General features: G+C 70.9%; 13 protein-coding genes and 2 pseudogenes. 10 read left to right on the forward strand and 5 right to left on the reverse strand.

Annotation, left to right across the window (positions count from 1 at the left end):
- From HUX53_RS28110 to HUX53_RS41670, 5 genes and pseudogenes are all read left to right on the forward strand, one after another.
- Positions 1-1,108, forward strand: a pseudogene (locus HUX53_RS28110) (hypothetical protein); the annotation flags it as partial.
- Positions 1,108-1,239, forward strand: a complete 132-nt coding sequence (locus HUX53_RS41665; RefSeq protein ID WP_255205713.1) for a hypothetical protein — start codon at positions 1,108-1,110, stop codon at positions 1,237-1,239. The pseudogene HUX53_RS28110 and the gene HUX53_RS41665, both read left to right, overlap by 1 nt.
- A gap of 13 nt (positions 1,240-1,252) precedes the next feature.
- Entirely contained in the window at positions 1,253-2,110 is an 858-nt protein-coding gene (locus tag HUX53_RS28115; protein ID WP_176406230.1) for a glycosyltransferase, read from the forward strand.
- Positions 2,107-3,267 carry a glycosyltransferase family 4 protein gene (locus HUX53_RS28120; protein WP_176406231.1) on the forward strand — a complete coding sequence of 387 codons (1,161 nt, stop codon included), beginning with the start codon at positions 2,107-2,109 and terminating at the stop codon, positions 3,265-3,267. The genes HUX53_RS28115 and HUX53_RS28120 overlap by 4 nt, the downstream gene beginning before the upstream one ends.
- A 37-nt stretch (positions 3,268-3,304) precedes the next feature.
- Positions 3,305-5,434, forward strand: a pseudogene (locus tag HUX53_RS41670) (alpha-(1->3)-arabinofuranosyltransferase family protein); the annotation flags it as partial.
- A 2,038-nt stretch (positions 5,435-7,472) separates the two neighbouring features.
- Here the strand turns inward: HUX53_RS41670 and HUX53_RS28125 are convergent.
- Positions 7,473-8,183 carry a glycerophosphodiester phosphodiesterase gene (locus HUX53_RS28125; RefSeq protein WP_217920003.1) on the reverse strand — a complete coding sequence of 237 codons (711 nt, stop codon included), beginning with the start codon at positions 8,181-8,183 and terminating at the stop codon, positions 7,473-7,475.
- 68 nt (positions 8,184-8,251) lie between these two features.
- Here HUX53_RS28125 and HUX53_RS28130 point away from each other — a divergent pair, with 68 nt between their 5' ends.
- Both HUX53_RS28130 and HUX53_RS28135 read left to right on the forward strand, forming a co-directional pair.
- Complete coding sequence (locus HUX53_RS28130) at positions 8,252-9,127, forward strand: alpha/beta fold hydrolase (RefSeq protein ID WP_176406233.1); 876 nt, start codon at positions 8,252-8,254, stop codon at positions 9,125-9,127.
- A gap of 55 nt (positions 9,128-9,182) precedes the next feature.
- A complete protein-coding gene (locus HUX53_RS28135; RefSeq protein ID WP_176406234.1) occupies positions 9,183-10,004 on the forward strand; it encodes a helix-turn-helix transcriptional regulator in 822 nt (273 codons plus the stop codon).
- A 31-nt stretch (positions 10,005-10,035) separates the two neighbouring features.
- Here HUX53_RS28135 and HUX53_RS28140 read toward each other — a convergent pair whose 3' ends face one another.
- Positions 10,036-10,959: an SDR family oxidoreductase gene (locus HUX53_RS28140; protein ID WP_176406235.1), complete on the reverse strand. Its 924-nt coding sequence runs from the start codon at positions 10,957-10,959 to the stop codon at positions 10,036-10,038.
- An 86-nt stretch (positions 10,960-11,045) separates the two neighbouring features.
- On the opposite strand from HUX53_RS28140, the gene HUX53_RS28145 reads away from it, so the two are divergent.
- Positions 11,046-11,621 carry a TetR/AcrR family transcriptional regulator gene (locus HUX53_RS28145; protein WP_176406236.1) on the forward strand — a complete coding sequence of 192 codons (576 nt, stop codon included), beginning with the start codon at positions 11,046-11,048 and terminating at the stop codon, positions 11,619-11,621.
- A gap of 148 nt (positions 11,622-11,769) precedes the next feature.
- Here HUX53_RS28145 and HUX53_RS28150 read toward each other — a convergent pair whose 3' ends face one another.
- Together HUX53_RS28150 and HUX53_RS28155 are read right to left on the reverse strand one after the other, a co-directional pair.
- Positions 11,770-12,270 carry an ATP-binding protein gene (locus tag HUX53_RS28150; protein WP_176406237.1) on the reverse strand — a complete coding sequence of 167 codons (501 nt, stop codon included), beginning with the start codon at positions 12,268-12,270 and terminating at the stop codon, positions 11,770-11,772.
- Positions 12,249-12,530 (reverse strand): hypothetical protein, encoded by a 282-nt coding sequence (locus HUX53_RS28155; RefSeq protein ID WP_176406238.1) that lies wholly within the window; start codon positions 12,528-12,530, stop codon positions 12,249-12,251. The genes HUX53_RS28150 and HUX53_RS28155 overlap by 22 nt, the downstream gene beginning before the upstream one ends.
- Before the next feature lie 207 nt (positions 12,531-12,737).
- Here HUX53_RS28155 and HUX53_RS28160 point away from each other — a divergent pair, with 207 nt between their 5' ends.
- Together HUX53_RS28160 and HUX53_RS28165 are read left to right on the forward strand one after the other, a co-directional pair.
- Positions 12,738-13,598: a helix-turn-helix transcriptional regulator gene (locus HUX53_RS28160; protein WP_176406239.1), complete on the forward strand. Its 861-nt coding sequence runs from the start codon at positions 12,738-12,740 to the stop codon at positions 13,596-13,598.
- 84 nt (positions 13,599-13,682) lie between these two features.
- A complete protein-coding gene (locus HUX53_RS28165; protein WP_309237473.1) occupies positions 13,683-14,039 on the forward strand; it encodes a DUF397 domain-containing protein in 357 nt (118 codons plus the stop codon).
- 309 nt (positions 14,040-14,348) lie between these two features.
- On the opposite strand, the gene HUX53_RS28170 is transcribed toward HUX53_RS28165, so the two are convergent.
- Positions 14,349-14,735, reverse strand: a complete 387-nt coding sequence (locus HUX53_RS28170; RefSeq protein WP_176406241.1) for a hypothetical protein — start codon at positions 14,733-14,735, stop codon at positions 14,349-14,351.
- Positions 14,736-14,976: the final 241 nt, after the last annotated feature.

The raw sequence follows: 14,976 nt of genomic DNA on the forward strand, positions 1-14,976 counted from the left end.
GGTGTTGAGCCTGCCGTGGCTGGTTCCTGGGGTTTTGCGGGCGGGCGGGTTGCCGGAGGACGGGGTGGCCGTCGATCTCTTCGCGGCGCGGGCGGATACGCCGTTCGGGTCGCTTGGGAGCCTGCTCCTGCTCGGCGGTGTGTGGAACGGCGAGACGGTGCCGAGCGGGTACGGGGCGCCGGTGACGGCGACGATCTGGCTGCTCGTGGTCGTGATCGCGCTTGTCGCCTACTGGACGTGGGGTCGGGAGCCCGTTTGGTGGCGCGGCGCGATGATTGCGGCGATTGTCGGGTTTGTGATCGCGGCGCTGGGGGCGGTCGCGGCGCCCGTCCTCGAAGGGCTCATCGGGCTCTGGCCCGGGTTCGCCGTGCTGCGGGACGGGCAGCAGTACGTGGCGCCGCTCGCCGTCGTGGTCGCGGTCGGGCTCGGGGTGGCCGCCGACAGGGCGGCCGAGGCGAAATGGCCGGGAGTGGCCGCGGCGGCGATGGCCGTGCCGGTGTTCCTGCTGCCGACGCTGGCGTGGGGCGCGGCCGGCGAGCTGCGGGCCGTCCACTATCCGGACGACTGGGCGCGTGCCCGGCAGATCATCGACCGCGACCCTGCGCAGGGTGATGTGCTGGTCCTGCCGTGGGCGTCATACCGGAGTTATGCCTGGAACGACGGCCGTCGCGTGCTCGACCCGCTGCCCCGCTACCTGCACCGGCGCGTCATCGTGGACGACGCCGTCACCGTGGGCGACACGACCGTCCCGCCTGAGGATCCGAGGGCCGTCCAGCTTGCGCCGGTCGCGAAGACCGGGTCGCCGCCCGCCGCGACGCTGCGCGATGCGGGCATACGGTACGTCGTGGTCGACGCGGAGACCGGCTCGGTGGGTCCGACTGGCGCGGCCACCGTGGTGCTGCGTGGCGTTGACCTGGTTGTTTACCGGATCGACGGGGCTGCCGAGGTGGCCGGGACGCGAGTGCCGGCAGCGCCGGTCGTGGCCGCCTGGGGCATCATGACTCTGGTCGTTTTCTGGTCAATCCTGGGCACAGGTACTACTCTGAGCTTTCCGTTACTCGGCAGTATCAAGCCCCGCAGCCCCCACCACCGACGAAGGACCCCCTGATGCGCATCGCCATCGCCGCAGTGGTCGGCGTTCTGCTCGCCGCCGGAGCGTCGTTCGGCACGGTCCAGCTCGTGAACGCCTCCCAGAAGGACCCGGTCATCAAGCCGCTGTACAACTACGGCTCCCGGTGACCTGTAGGCCCTGATGGGGACCTGGCGTGACGCTACCGCCCTCCTGGAGATCGTCGTTCCCGCCTACAACGAGGCCGACCGGCTTCCGGCGGGGCTGGCCCTGCTGTGCGACAAGCTCGCCGGCCTCCCGCTGCGGGCGGAGGTCATCGTCGTCGACAACGCCAGCACCGACGACACGGCCGGTATCGTCCGGTCGTGGGACGGTCCGGTGCCGGTGCGGCTGGTGCGCTGCGAACGCAGGGGCAAGGGAGCGGCGGTCCGGGCCGGGCTGCTGGAGACGCGCGCCCCGTACGTGGGGTTCATGGACGCCGATATGGCAACAGACCTCGCCGCGCTGGACGAAGCCATCGTCCTGCTGCGCGAGGGCCGCCCGGTCGTGGTCGGGTCAAGGCGCCACGGTCGGTCGGTCGTCCAAGGATACGCGCTGCCGGTCAGGCGGCTCGGCGCCATCACGTTCAACCGGATCGTCCGCGATCTGGTGGGCGGCATCCAGGACACTCAGTGCGGGTTCAAGTTCTTCGACGGGCCGCTTGGGCGGGCTGCTGCGGAACAGGTGCGTACGGCTGGTTTCTCGTTCGACGTCGAGTTGCTGGCCCACTGTGTGCGGCGAGGGGCGTCCGTGACGGCCATTCCGGTGGTCTGGCGCGACCGTCCCGGCTCGACGTTCTCGGTGCGGCGTCATTCGCTGCAATGCCTGCTGGACCTTGCGCGCATCCGCGCGCGCGCCGGTTTCCGCATGCCCGGTGTTCCGGCGACGCCGAACATCCCTGTCGTGCCGGTCCGGACGATACTGGCCGAGCCGAAGCTCCCTGAGCCGCGTCCTGTGCCTGTCGCCGTTCCGGAGCAGGCGCCGAGCGCCAAGTCGGGATGAGCGCGGGTCTGCGGCTGGCGGTCGTCAACTGGCGGGATCCCTGGCATCCCGCCGCCGGCGGTGCCGAACGCTACGCCTGGGAACTGGCGCGAAGGTTCGCCGGTCAAGGGGACCGCGTCCACTACGTGACGTGCAGGGCGCCAGGGCAGAAGCGCAAGGAACAGGTCGACGGCGTCGAATTCGTGCGTCTCGGTGGCCGGTTCAGCGTCTACCCACTCGTGTTGCTCTGGATGCTGGTTCGTCGTCGGCGCTTCGACGCGGTCATCGACTGCCAGAACGGCATCCCGTTCTTCACGCCGTGGGTGCTGCCGCGCCGTGTACCGGTGTTCTGCGTCATCCACCATGTGCACGACGCCCAGTTCGGCTTGTACTTCCCCAAATGGCTGGCCTGGCTCGGGCAAGTGCTGGAAGGGCCGGTGAGCCGTTGGACGTACCGGCGGCATGCGTTCGTGGTCGTCTCGCCGTCCACGCTGCGCGCCGTCCGGGAGCGGCTGGGGTGGACAGGGCCCGCCCATATCGTCCACAACGGGTCGTCGGTCGCCGCACCCGATGGCGTGGTCTCTGAGGCGGCCGGAGACCCGGATCTGGTGTGCGTGACGCGTCTCGTCCCGCACAAGCGCCTTCACCTTCTTCTCGACCTCGCGCAGAGCCTCGCCGAGACCCGCCCTGGGCTGAAGCTCCACATCGTGGGGGACGGCCCTGAAGCGCCCACACTGAAAGCCAAAATCAGGGCGCGCGGCTTGGACGGCGTCGTCATCGCGCACGGATACGTCCCCGAGAACGTCAAGGCGGCCCTGATCGCCCGCGCCGACCTGCATCTCAGCACGTCCCAGGGCGAAGGCTGGGGGCTCAGCGTGATCGAGGCCGCGGCGCTGGGCGTCCCGACCGTCGCGTACGACGTGGACGGCCTGCGTGACGCCGTCCGCGACGGGATCACCGGATGGCTCGTCCACGAGGGCGATGACCTGGGCGATGTCGTCGAGCGCGCCCTCAAGGAGCAGGCCGATCCCACGTTGCGCGAGCAGGCGGCCACGGAATGTCAGAGGTGGGCGGCAGGCTTCGACTGGGCGCGCACCGCCGACCGGATGCGCGACCTGATCGGGACGGCCGTCCCGGGTGCGAGCGGCCGCGGGTACGGTGGCGGACACCCTGGCTGACGTCCCGGGAGAACACGGAGAGGGGCGGAGGGCGAGCATGGCCGTGGGAGAGGCGAATCCGCCCCGCGCCGGCGCGTCCCGTCAGCCCGCCCCCGGCGGGCCGGACGGGCCGTCCGGCCCGGACGTCGCCGCGAGGCTGCGGGAGCGGCTGCGCGTGCTGGCGTGCTGCCTCGCGCTGACCGCGATCGCGTTCGGTACCCGGCCCGGCGCGATCCTCGCCGACACCAAGATCGACATGGCGGTGAACCCGCTCGGGTTCCTCGGCCGCGCCCTCCACCTGTGGGATCCCGAGCAGTTCGGCCAGCTGCAGAACCAGGCCGTCGGCTACCTGTTCCCGATGGGCCCGTTCTTCGCGCTCGGCGACGTGCTCGGGATACCGGCGTGGATCACCCAGCGGTTCTGGCTGTCGCTGCTGATGTGCCTGGCCTTCGCCCGCACGTGGCGGCTGGCCGGGCGGCTCGGCATCGGCGGGACGGGGCCGGACGGTCAGTGGACCAGGTTGTTCGCCGCGATGGCGTACGCGCTCGCCCCGAACGGGCTGGCCACACTCGGCCAGATCTCCTCGGAGTACCTGCCGGTCGCGATGCTGCCGTGGATCATGTTGCCGCTGGTCGCGGCGGCGTCCGGCGAGGGCGGGCGGCTCAGGGCGGCGGCGCGGTCCGGGCTGGCGATCGCCTGCTGCGGCGGGATCAACGCGACCGCGACCGTCGCCGTCCTGATCGTCCCGTTCATGTACATCGTGACGCGGCCGCGCGGGTCGTTCCGCGTCCGGATGCTCGCCTGGTGGTCGGCGGCCACGGGCGCCGCGACCGCCTGGTGGCTGGCCCCGCTGCTGCTCACCGGCACCTACGGGTTCTCCTGGCTGACCTACACCGAGAAGGCGGAGACGACGACCGGGCCGACCGGCCTGATCAACGTGCTGCGCGGCGCGGAGCGCTGGGTCAACTACCTGATCGTGGACGGCCAGGTCTGGTGGCCGGTCGGGCACGGCCTCTCGCTCAGCCCGGTCCCGATCATCTGCACGGGCGTCGTCGCGGCGCTCGGCCTCGCCGGGCTGCTGGCCCGGCTGCTGCCCGAGCGGACGTTCCTGCTGCTCACGCTGCTGGCCGGCGTCGCGATCGTGTCGATGGGCCACATCAGCGACCTCCCGGGCCCGTTCGCCGCCCAGCTCCGCGACCTGCTGGACGGCCCGCTCGCGCCGCTGCGCAACCTGCACAAGTTCGACGCGGTCGTCCGGCTGCCGCTCGCGTTCGGCCTCGCCCACCTGCTCGCCGCGGCCGGCCGGCACCTCCGGGAAAGGCGGGCCCGCAACGCCCGGGTGCGCGGCCTGAGCGACGGGACCGGCCCGGCATTCGGCCTGACGTTCCGGTCGCTGCTCAGCCTGCCGGTCGCCGCCGCCGTCGCGCTCGGCGGCATCGGGCTCACCGCCGCCTCGAACGGCCTGTCCGGGCCGGGCGACTTCAAGGAGGTGCCGAAGTACTGGCGGGACGCGGCGTCCTGGATCAACGCGCGGGCCGGGCAGCAGGGCGTGATCGCCGTCCCCGGGGCGCCGTTCGGCGAGTACCTGTGGGGCCGTCCGATGGACGACATCGTCCAGCCGCTGCTGACGGCGCGGTGGGGCGTCCGGCAACTGGTCCCGGCCGGGTCGCCCGGCTACACGCGCGCGCTGGACGCGATCGACCTGCAGGTTCGCTCCGGGCAGGGCTCGCCGGGGCTGAGCGAGTTCCTCGGGCGGATGGGCGTCCGGTATGTCCTGGTCCGTAATGACCTGCGGCGGGAGACGCTGCGCGGCGCGTGGCCCGCACGCCTCCACCAGGCCCTGGGCGACTCGCCCGGAATGCGGAAGGTCGCCTCGTTCGGCGCGCCCGTCGGCGGCGGCAACGACGACGCGGTGACGGACTTCGACCAGCAGTATCCGCCGCTGGAGGTGTACGAGGTCGAGGGCGCCGCCGACGTCGCCAACCTGACCGACGCGACCGACCCCGTCCGCGTCTACGGGGGGCCGGAGTCCATGCTGGCCATGGCCGACGACAAGGCGCTGCCGGACGACCCCGTCCTGCTGGACGACGACGCCCCCGACCTCGGCGGCACCCCGGTCGTGACCGACTCGCCCCGATTGCTGCGCCGCAACTTCGGCGAACTGCACCAGACGTCCCCGACGATGACCGCCGCCCACAAGGGGGAGGCCACCGACGTCCTCGACAAGGGCTGGAAGCAGTACACGACGCACGTGACGTATGGCGGCGGTGTCCGGGACGTCACGGCGTCCACGTCCGCGGCCGGTGACGACGCGATCCCGCAGTCGCGCAGACCCGAGGCGATCCCGTACGCCGCGTTCGACGGCAACCGGCTGACCGCCTGGGAGACGGGCGGCTGGGACGGACCGTCCGGGCGATGGCTCCGCGTCGACTTCGACCGGGCCCGCGACGTCCGGAACCTGACCGCCACGTTCGTGCAGAACACCGCGCTGGGCCCCCCGGTCACGCGTATCTCCGTCGAGACCGAGAACGGAAGCCTGGAGCAGGACGTCCAGCAGAGCGCGAACCCGCAGCCGCTCGAAGCACCCGAGGGGCCGACCCGCTGGCTGCGGCTGCGCATCACCCGCCTGGCCTCGACGCCGATCGTCCCCGCGTTCGCGCGCGCGGCGATCGCGGAGGTGGCGATCGGCGGCGTGACCCCGACCCGCACGTACACGATGCCCGCGCCCAGCGGGATCGACGGGCCGGCCACGTACGTGATGAGCCGGGCGCCGGGCGCGATGGGCGAATGCATGAAGGGGAGCCGGCGGTGGGTGTGCGCGCCGTCCCTCGGCTCCGGCGACGAGGAGGGCACGGGCTTCGACCGGACGTTCACCTCGGCGGTGACCGGCAAGGCGCCCGTCACGGGGACGGCCGTCCTCACCGACCAGAAGCTCATCGACCGGTACACGGCCGTGCACGGCCAGCCGGTCGTCGCCGCCAGCTCCACACTGTCCGGCCACCCGGCCGACCAGCCGCGCTCCGGCTTCGACGGCGACCCGGCGACGTCCTGGATCTCGGGGGAGAAGGACGAGGAACCCACCTACACCGTCCAGTGGAAGGGCGCTAAGCGGATCTCCACGGTGACGGTCACGCGCCCGCCCGGCGCGGCGGGCCCAGTCCGGCTGCGGGTCGAGGGCGTGAACGGCCAGACCCGCGAGGGCCTGTCGGACGCCGAAGGCAAGCTGTCGTTCGCGCCGATGACCACCGACCGGCTGACTATCACCTTCTTTCGCGACGGCCGCACCCAGCCGGTGCAACTCACCGAACTGACCGTCCCCGGCGTCAAGCCCTTCCCCGACGTGCGCACCTACCCCTTGGAACTCCCCTGCGGCTACGGCCCAAAGCTCGAAGTCAGCGCATCCGCAACCCAGCCCGCCAACGGCCAGACCGCCAACGGCCAGACCGCCAACGGCCAGACCGGCAACGGCCAGTCCGGCGGCGGCCAGTCCGGCGGCGGCCAGGGCCGCAACGGTGAGGGCGGCAACGGTGAGGGCGGTGGCCAGGGTGGGAATGGCCGGGCCGGGGGTGGTCAGCGCGCTGCCGAGCAGGGCGGTGCGGGGCGGAAGCAGACGGTGCAGACGAAGGCGACGGGGACGCTGGGCGATCTGCTCGCCGGGCGGCCGCTCCAGTTCAGCGCGTGCAAGCAGGCCGTGCTCACGAAGGGCCAGAACCACCTGACGTCGGTGGCGTTCGACACCTACCGCATCGACACCGTCACGGTCGGGACCAAGCCGGGGCCGGACGCCGCCGCCCGTCCGCCGCAGCAGGTCAAGGTCATCAGCTGGGGCTCCAGCTCCCGCAAGCTGGAGGTGGACGCCGCCACCGCGTCGTTCCTCACCGTGAACGAGAACTTCAACACCGGCTGGCGCGCGACCGCCGGCGGCACCGAACTGCGGGCCGTCCGGCTGGACGGGTGGAAGCAGGGCTGGCTCGTCCCCGAGGGCACCAGCGGCGTCGTCGAGCTGACCTACACGCCCGACCGGGCCCAGCGGATCGCCGTCGTCGTCGGCCTCAACCTGCTGCTCATCCAGCTGATCGTCGCGCTGTGGCCGGGCCGGTCCGGCGGCCGGCGCCGCCCCGGCCGAGGCCGCCGAGACGGCCTGATCACCTGGCGACGACCGCGAGACCACCGCTCGGTCTCGCGGTTGTGCTATGCCGGGGCCCGGCACCGCATGCGGCCCGGCACTACGTGCGGGTGCGCCCGTTCCGGCGGTCCGAGCCGCCCCGGTCGTCGCGCAGCTTCAGCGCGGTGCCGGGGTGATCGGTCACGAGGACGGCGACGCGCGGGTCGCCGAGGAAGCGCCGCATCACGGTCTCGGCGTTGACCGTCCAGATCATGGCGGGGATCCCGGCGCGGCCGCACTGCCGCAGCACGCCGACCCGCGCCAGCCGGTGGTTGAGCGCGACCATGTCGGCGCCCGCCCGGTGGACGAGGCGCAGCGGCGCGAAGTCGTGCGCGGCGCCGCGCTCCCACAGGTTGCGGCCCACCGACAGGGCCGTCCGCACGCCCGGGAAGCTCTTCTTGATCTCGAACAGCGAGCTGACCTCGCGGGTGGTGACGACGAACCCGTCCCGTCCGAACGCCTCCATCGCGAGGGCGACGGTCTCGTGCTCGCAGCCGCGCTCCTTGAGGTCGAGATGCCCCTTGGCGCGGCCGGCGATGATGTCCATGGCGTCGGCGACCAGCGGGACGGGCCGGGTCGCGAGGTCCTGGATCCGCGCGTAGCTCAGCCGGCCGATGCGGAACCCGGCGACGTCCGGGTCGTGGTGGACGACGAGCCGCCCGTCCCCGGTCCGCCTGATGTCGATCTCCACGTACTCGGCGCCGGACGCCGCGGCCTCGCCGAGCCCGGCGAGCCCCGCCTCGTCACGGCGGTGCGCGGAGATGGCGGGCATGGCAGGCACGCTCGTGACGCTACCACCGAAACTTTTTCACCGACCTCCATTGACTAGGCTGGTACCCCGTGAGTACGCCCCGGTTCCTGACCCTGCCCCCCGGCGTGAGCCGTGTGACCGTCGAGACGTCCCGCGGCCCGCTCGCCGCGCTGGAGGCGCTCCCCGGCTCGGGTGTGCCCGAACGCTTCCCCGCGCTGCTCGTCCCGGGGCTGACCGGCAGCAAGGAGGACTTCCTCGCCGTCCTGCAGACGCTCGCCGCGTCCGGCCGCCGCGTCCTCGCCATCGACATGCGCGGCCAGTACGAGTCGATCGGCCCGGACGACGCCGCCGCCTACACCCGCGCCGCCCTGGGTGAGGACATAGCGGCCCTTCTGGACGTCCTGGGGTCCGACCCGGTGCACCTGGTCGGCCACTCGTTCGGCGGCCTCGTCTGCCGCGAGACCGTCCTGTCGGGGGCGCTCCCGGCGTCGCTCACGCTGATGAGCTCGGGGCCGTCCTCCGTCGACGGCCAGGCCGCCGCGAAGGCCCGCGCCCTCCGCGACGCCATCCCGGAACTCGGCATGGAGCAGATCTGGGCGCTCAGCCTCGAACCCGGCTATGTCGGACGCGGCGTCCACAACGAGATCGTCGCCTTCCTCAAGGCCCGGACGCTCGGCAACTCCGAGAAGGGCCTCGCCCGCATGGCCGGTGAGATCCTCACCGCGCCCGACCGCGTCGACGAACTCGCCAAGCACTGCGCCGACGCGGGCCTGCGCTCCCTCGTCCTGTACGGCGAGGACGACGACGTGTGGTCCCCCTCGACGCAGGCCACCATGGCCGAGCGGCTGAACGCCGCCAAGGTCGTCATCCCGGGCGCCGCCCACTCCCCCGCCTGGGAGGCTCCCGAGACCACCGCCGCCGCCCTCCGCACCTTCTGGCACGAAACAGAACAGACCCTGAAGTAACGGTCAGCGACCCGAATCTCACACATCGTCGATCCGGCCGTTCTAGGCTGTCCGCATGCCGGTGGATTACCGAGCCCCGAACATCAACGCGCGGAGCGTGGGGCAGCATCTGCGAAAGATCCGGGAGCTTCTCGAACTGTCCTACGGCGACGCGGCGGCCCATCTCGGCGTCAACGCCGACTGGCTGGCCCGGGTCGAGACGGGCTTCGGCTCGATCACGCCCGGCCAGGTCGCCGAAATCCTCGACTCCTACGGGACCCCGGCGCACATCCGGGACGTGCTGGTCGACCTGGCGTCCCGTCCCGCCGGCCCGCCGTGGCTGGCCCGGCATGGGGGACGCCTCAAGGCCCTGGTCCGCGACATCTACACGGTCGAGTCGGAGTCGGCCCTCGTCCACATTTTCGGGATCGGGCGGATACCGGACCTCGTCCGCTGCGAGGAGTACGCGCGCCTGGTGTTCGAGCACCAGTACCTCGAGGTGGACGCGGACGAGGAGTGGGACCTTCTCCGCAACCGCCAGCAGCACCGCCCCCGCACCCTCGACGTGCTCCTCGACGGCCTCACCCTGGAACGCCACGGCGGCCCGCCGGACATCATGCGCGCGCAGTTCGCCCATCTGCTCGAACTCCCCGCCGACGGCCGGTCGACCGTGCGGGTCGTCGCGCCGGACGCGGGCGTCCACCCGGGCCTGCACGGGGCCTTCGACGTCCTGGAGTTCCCGGGTCTCCCCGGCCGGATCTCCATCGTCCAGACGGCCCTTGGCATCGACGCCGCGCAGGCCGACCTCTGGGACGCCTGGCAGGAGATCGACGCACTGGCGCTCTCCCACGCCGACTCCCGCGCCTTCCTGACGGACTGCCTGGACGCCCTGGAGTAGCCGCCGGGCACGGGCCCGGCGGCCTCCCCCATCAGGCGAAGTAGTGCCCCTTCTCCAGGTCGTCGATAAGGCCGGCCTGGGTCGGCCGCCACCCGGTGAGCTCGCGGGTCAGCGCGCTCGACGCCGGGGCGTCGGCCCCGATGAACGGGGCCAGCCACCCGAAGTGCTCGGCGGCGTCCGCCGGGTCGACGGACACCACCTTCTGGCCGAGACGGCGTCCGATCACCTCGGCGACGGCCCGGATCGGCACCCCCTCCTCGCCGCTCGCGTGCAGCGCGGACCCCGCCGGCGCCTTCTCCAGCGCCAGTCGGAACAGGCGCGCGGCATCGAGCACGTGCCCGGCGGGCCAGCGGTTCGCGCCGTCCCCGATGTAGCCGGAGACGCCCTTCTCCCGGGCGACACCCACAATGCTCGCGATGAAGCCCTGGTCACCATCGCCGTGCACGGTCGGCGGAAGCCGCACGATGGACGAGCGAATCCCGCGCGAGGCGAACGAAAGCGTGAGGTGCGCAGTGGCCAGCCGAGTCGCCGGCCCCACCGGTATTTCTCGTGTCTCGTCGGGAACGAGACCGTCCCGCTCAGTCACCACGCGTCCCGGCAGAAGGCCGACCAACCCGGAGGCCAGGACGAACGGCCGACCGGTACCGGCGAGCACGTCGCCGAACACCTCCACGACCCGGCGGTCGGCGTCGGCGGCGTCCTGGAACCGTCCCTCCGCGAAGGCGACGTCGTGCTTGAACGCGAGATGGATCACCCCGTCCGCCCCGGCGGCCGCGTCCCGCAGCACGTCGAGATCGTCCAGCGTGCCCCGCCGCACCTCGGCCCCCGCCTTCTCCAGCGCGGCGGCCGAGGCATCGGAGCGGGCGAGCCCGACGACCTGGTGCCCCGCGCCGATGAGTTCGGGGACGACGGCGGACCCGATCCAGCCGGACGCCCCGGTGACGAATACCCGCATGAGAAACCTCCAGACGACTGATGTCAGTCACTGTCATCAAGGTAGCACACCGATGACAGTGACTGACATCGACTAGGATCCATCTCATGGGGCGATGGGAGCCGAACGCACGCGGCCGGCTCGAAAAGGCGGCACTGGACCTCTACGGCGAACGCGGATTCGAGAAGACGACCGTGGCGGAGATCGCCGCCCGCGCGGGCGTCACCGAACGCACGTACTTCCGGCATTTCGCCGACAAGCGCGAGGTCCTCTTCGGCGGCACGTCCGAACTCCAGGACATGCTCACGAACACCGTGGCCGACGCCCCCGCCGCCGCACTCCCCCTCGAAGCGACGGCCGGCGCCCTGGAGGCCATCGGCGGCGTCTTCCTGGGCAACCGCGACCGCGCCCGCCGCCGCCAGGCCGTCATCCAGGCGAACCCGGAACTCCGCGAACGCGAACTCATCAAGATGGCCACCTTCGCCACCGCCCTAGCCGAAACCCTCCGCAACCGCGGCGTCCCAGACCCGGCCGCCACCCTCACCGCCGAGGCCGGCATCGCCATCTTCAAGGTCGCCTTCACCCGCTGGCTCGAGTCCCCCGCCGGCAAGGAACTCCCCGACTACATCCACGAGTCCCTCAACGAACTGAAGGCCGTAACCGCACCCCCTTCGACCGGCTAGCCAGCCGTCCCCCACGTGAGCCGCCGCCCGGGAACCATCATGTACATGAGCCTTGGTTCACTGCTCGATCGGCTCCACGACGTACCGTGGCGGTTGGGGTGGCCCCTCGGTCGGGTCGACGGAGGACCGGCCGCGTCGCCGGAGGCCGTCAGCGATCGGCGATGTGCGCCGTGCCGGGCGACGGGGCGGGGGCCTCGCCGCGCGTCCCGTCGTTGCGGGACGGGGACCGGACGGGCGCGGAGCCGCCGGTGTGCGGGACCTCGAACCAGACCCGCAGCCGCCCGTCGTCCAACTGCCCGAACCCCCACGACTTGGCGAGCATCGCCAGGATGGGCAGGCCGCGCCCGTGCTCGCCGTGCGGGTCGTCGACGTGGTGCGGGACGGAGTCGCCGCCCTCATCGGTGACCTCGATCCGGATATTGGCGGTGCCCACGTAGGCGTCCACCTCCACGAGGTCGCCCCCGCCGTGGACGATCGCGTTGGTCAGCGTCTCCGACAGCAGCAGGACGCTGTCCTCACACGCGCTGTGCCGGGCGCCGAGGAGCGGCTCAAGCTGTCCCAGCAGCCACCGGCGGCCGTTCACCACGTTCTCCGGCGCGGACGGGACGACGCACGTCCCCAGGTGCTTCACCGGGCACCTGCCGTCCACGCCACCCGTGCGGCGGTCTCGGCCACGTCCCCGGCCATGCTCCACTGGCCGCCGAAGGTGTAGACCCACCGTCCCCGATGGTCGACCGCCGCCACCTCGAGCCACTGCCGAGGCCACGCCCGCTGCGGCACCCACAACACGGCCTCACCGCGCAGCGGGTGGACGAGCATGGACGTGCACTGCTGACGTTCCCCGAGCTTGTAACACAGATCAGCCAGGAGGCTGAACCGCACCGCGTGCGGTCGCTGATCCGCTGACATCGTCGGACGCCCCTTCCCCAGGCACGCGAACGACCACGATTCACCCGACTTTCCTGCGTGATCGCCCATCTACCGTGCGTGATTTTCGCTACGGTCAGAGTGTGAGCGGACGACGTCCAATCCGCAATAGAAACGAACTGAACTATCGCAGTTTGTTTCTTTGATCTTGATCTCAAGGCACCATAAAACGGATACAAGGAGGACAAAGTGACCGCTCGCCGCAGCCCCACGGTCCGCAAGCGCCGCCTCGCCGCCGAACTCCGCCGGCTGCGCAAGCAGTGCGGGCTGACCCGCGAGCAGGTCGCCGAGCGCATCGGCTGCGCCCCCGTGACGATCACCAGGGTCGAGACGGGCCAGAGCGGAGCCCGCGTGGGCGAGGTCTCCCTGATGCTGGAGGTCTACGGCGTCACCGGCGACGAGCGCGAGGCACTCCTCCAGGTAGCCAAGGACGCCCGCAAACGCGGTTGGTGGCACCCCTACAACAGCACGATGCCCAAGTGGTTCCAGGTCTACGTCGGCCTCGAAGAGGAGGCTGCCGTGATACTTGACTACGCGCCAGAGACCATCCCGGGGCCACTTCAGGTCGAGGACTACATCCGAGCGGTATCTCTCGCTGGCCTGCAACCCCCGCGCGAGGAGGAACTGGAGCGCCGCGTTGCCCTGCGCGTCAAGCGACAAGAGCGCTTGACCAGCGACGATGCCCCAAAGCTATGGGTGGTGCTGAACGAAGGCGCTATCTGGAGGCAGGTTGGAGGGGCAGAGACCATGCGCCAGCAACTCAGCCACCTCATCGAGATGTCGCGGCTGAGCCACATCAACATCCTGGTTCTCCCATTCAGCGCTGGGGCTCATCCCGCCATGCACGGTCCTTGCACCGTTTTGCGCTTCCCAGAGTCGGCTGACCCAGATGTCGTTTATATACAGTATCGCCGTGGAAGTGTTTACCTAGAGGATCCGGCTGACATCGAACACTACGTCGAACTCTTCGATCAACTCCGTGCTATAGCCCTGAGCCCCGACGAGTCACGCGCCCTGATCGCTAGGGCGGCCAGCGAAATGTCCAGCTAGATCGATGAGAGAGGTATGACGACCGTGGTTCTCTCCCGTGTTACATGGCGCAAGAGCACGTTTAGCGCCGACGAAGGTCATTGTGTGGAGGTTGGCGCGTGGCGGAAGAGCAGTCACAGCGCCCAAGAGGGCAACTGTGTGGAGGTTGGCACATGGCAGAAGATCAGCCGGAGCGCCGACGAGGGCAACTGCGTTGAGCTCGGAGCACGGCGCAACGCCAGCCACAGTGCGGAAGAAGGTCACTACGCCGAGGTCAGCGGCACCTGGAGGACGAGCAGCCACAGCGCTAACAACGGCTCCTGTGTAGAGGTTAGGTCGGGGCAGGTGGCGGTGTTGGCGCGGGACTCCAAGGACCCGGACGGGCCGGTGCTCGGCTTCGGGACCGAAGCCTGGGCCGCCTTCCTCACCACCGTGAAGACCGGCCACCTCGACCTACATTAAGCGGTACCCGGATCACGTTGAGTTGCGGCGTGCTGTGGTTGGACGCCAAGCAGCGGTCAACCACGACGCGACGCAACTGAACGAAGCGCTGAAGAGGGGCACTGCGTGGAGGTCGGCACGCGGCGCACGAGCAGCCAACGGTGGGCAGTGCGTCGAAGTCGCGGCAGAGGGGCGGTGGTGCTGGCGCGGGACTTCGACCATGAGGGACTCACGGGCCGTTCCCAGCGCCACGGCCCGGTATTGGCCAGGGGGTGGACGGTGGCCCGCGCCGGCAACGAGAAGCGCGACTAGGCCGTAGGGCGTGACCTATCAGTTCTGTGCAGGAAGCTTGCGCAGGGCGATCGCCTGACTCGTGGCGAAGAGCGCAATGTCGATGGCTACGGTCACGACTGCCGCAACGATGAGCACCGTCGCGGCGGCGGCCGAGGCGAATCCCACGGCAATGGCCGCGAGCACATTGGCGACCATCACCAGACGAAGCGCGAGCCGCAGCGGTAGCCGGGCGAGCATCCACAAGATGCCTCCGGCCCACACCACCACGGCGATACCGGCGAACGCGATCAGGAGCGGCGAGAACGCAATCCCCTGAGCGATCTGCCCTGCGAAGAGCGTCACCAGAGTGCCGACCACCGCGCAGTAGGCGGCATCGAGGCGAAGACTCCACTGCCCGAACTTTTCACCGTAGATCCGTCGCACAGGCACCTCCCTATCATGGCGTGGCGCTGGTAGGCGGCTTCGCCGCTGGTGCCGATCGTCTCGCCGGCGTCCACCGCCGCCCCCTCCACTGCCGTTGCTCGACGCGAAGGCAGCTGGGTGTAGCTCGTTTTCAGTGAGCGTGCCGGTCAGGCGGTGAGTGCGTATTCATGCTGGTCATGGGTGCGTTCGTGCTCTCGGCGCAGGTGGTAGGCCCAGTAACGGTCGAGGTCGTCGTTGGCGA

It is taken from the genome of Actinomadura sp. BRA 177 (assembly GCF_013372625.1).
Taxonomy (GTDB): Bacteria; Actinomycetota; Actinomycetes; order Streptosporangiales; family Streptosporangiaceae; genus Spirillospora.

What these genes read in the sequence shown, in the direction of transcription:
- HUX53_RS41665 (WP_255205713.1), top strand. Translation starts at nt 1,108, where the DNA reads ATGCGCATCGCCATCGCCGCAGTGGTCGGCGTTCTGCTCGCCGCCGGA.
- HUX53_RS28115 (WP_176406230.1), top strand. Translation starts at nt 1,253, where the DNA reads ATGGGGACCTGGCGTGACGCTACCGCCCTCCTGGAGATCGTCGTTCCC.
- HUX53_RS28120 (WP_176406231.1), top strand. Translation starts at nt 2,107, where the DNA reads ATGAGCGCGGGTCTGCGGCTGGCGGTCGTCAACTGGCGGGATCCCTGG.
- HUX53_RS28125 (WP_217920003.1), bottom strand. Translation starts at nt 8,183, where the DNA reads ATGCCCGCCATCTCCGCGCACCGCCGTGACGAGGCGGGGCTCGCCGGG.
- HUX53_RS28135 (WP_176406234.1), top strand. Translation starts at nt 9,183, where the DNA reads ATGCCGGTGGATTACCGAGCCCCGAACATCAACGCGCGGAGCGTGGGG.
- HUX53_RS28140 (WP_176406235.1), bottom strand. Translation starts at nt 10,959, where the DNA reads ATGCGGGTATTCGTCACCGGGGCGTCCGGCTGGATCGGGTCCGCCGTC.
- HUX53_RS28145 (WP_176406236.1), top strand. Translation starts at nt 11,046, where the DNA reads ATGGGGCGATGGGAGCCGAACGCACGCGGCCGGCTCGAAAAGGCGGCA.
- HUX53_RS28155 (WP_176406238.1), bottom strand. Translation starts at nt 12,530, where the DNA reads ATGTCAGCGGATCAGCGACCGCACGCGGTGCGGTTCAGCCTCCTGGCT.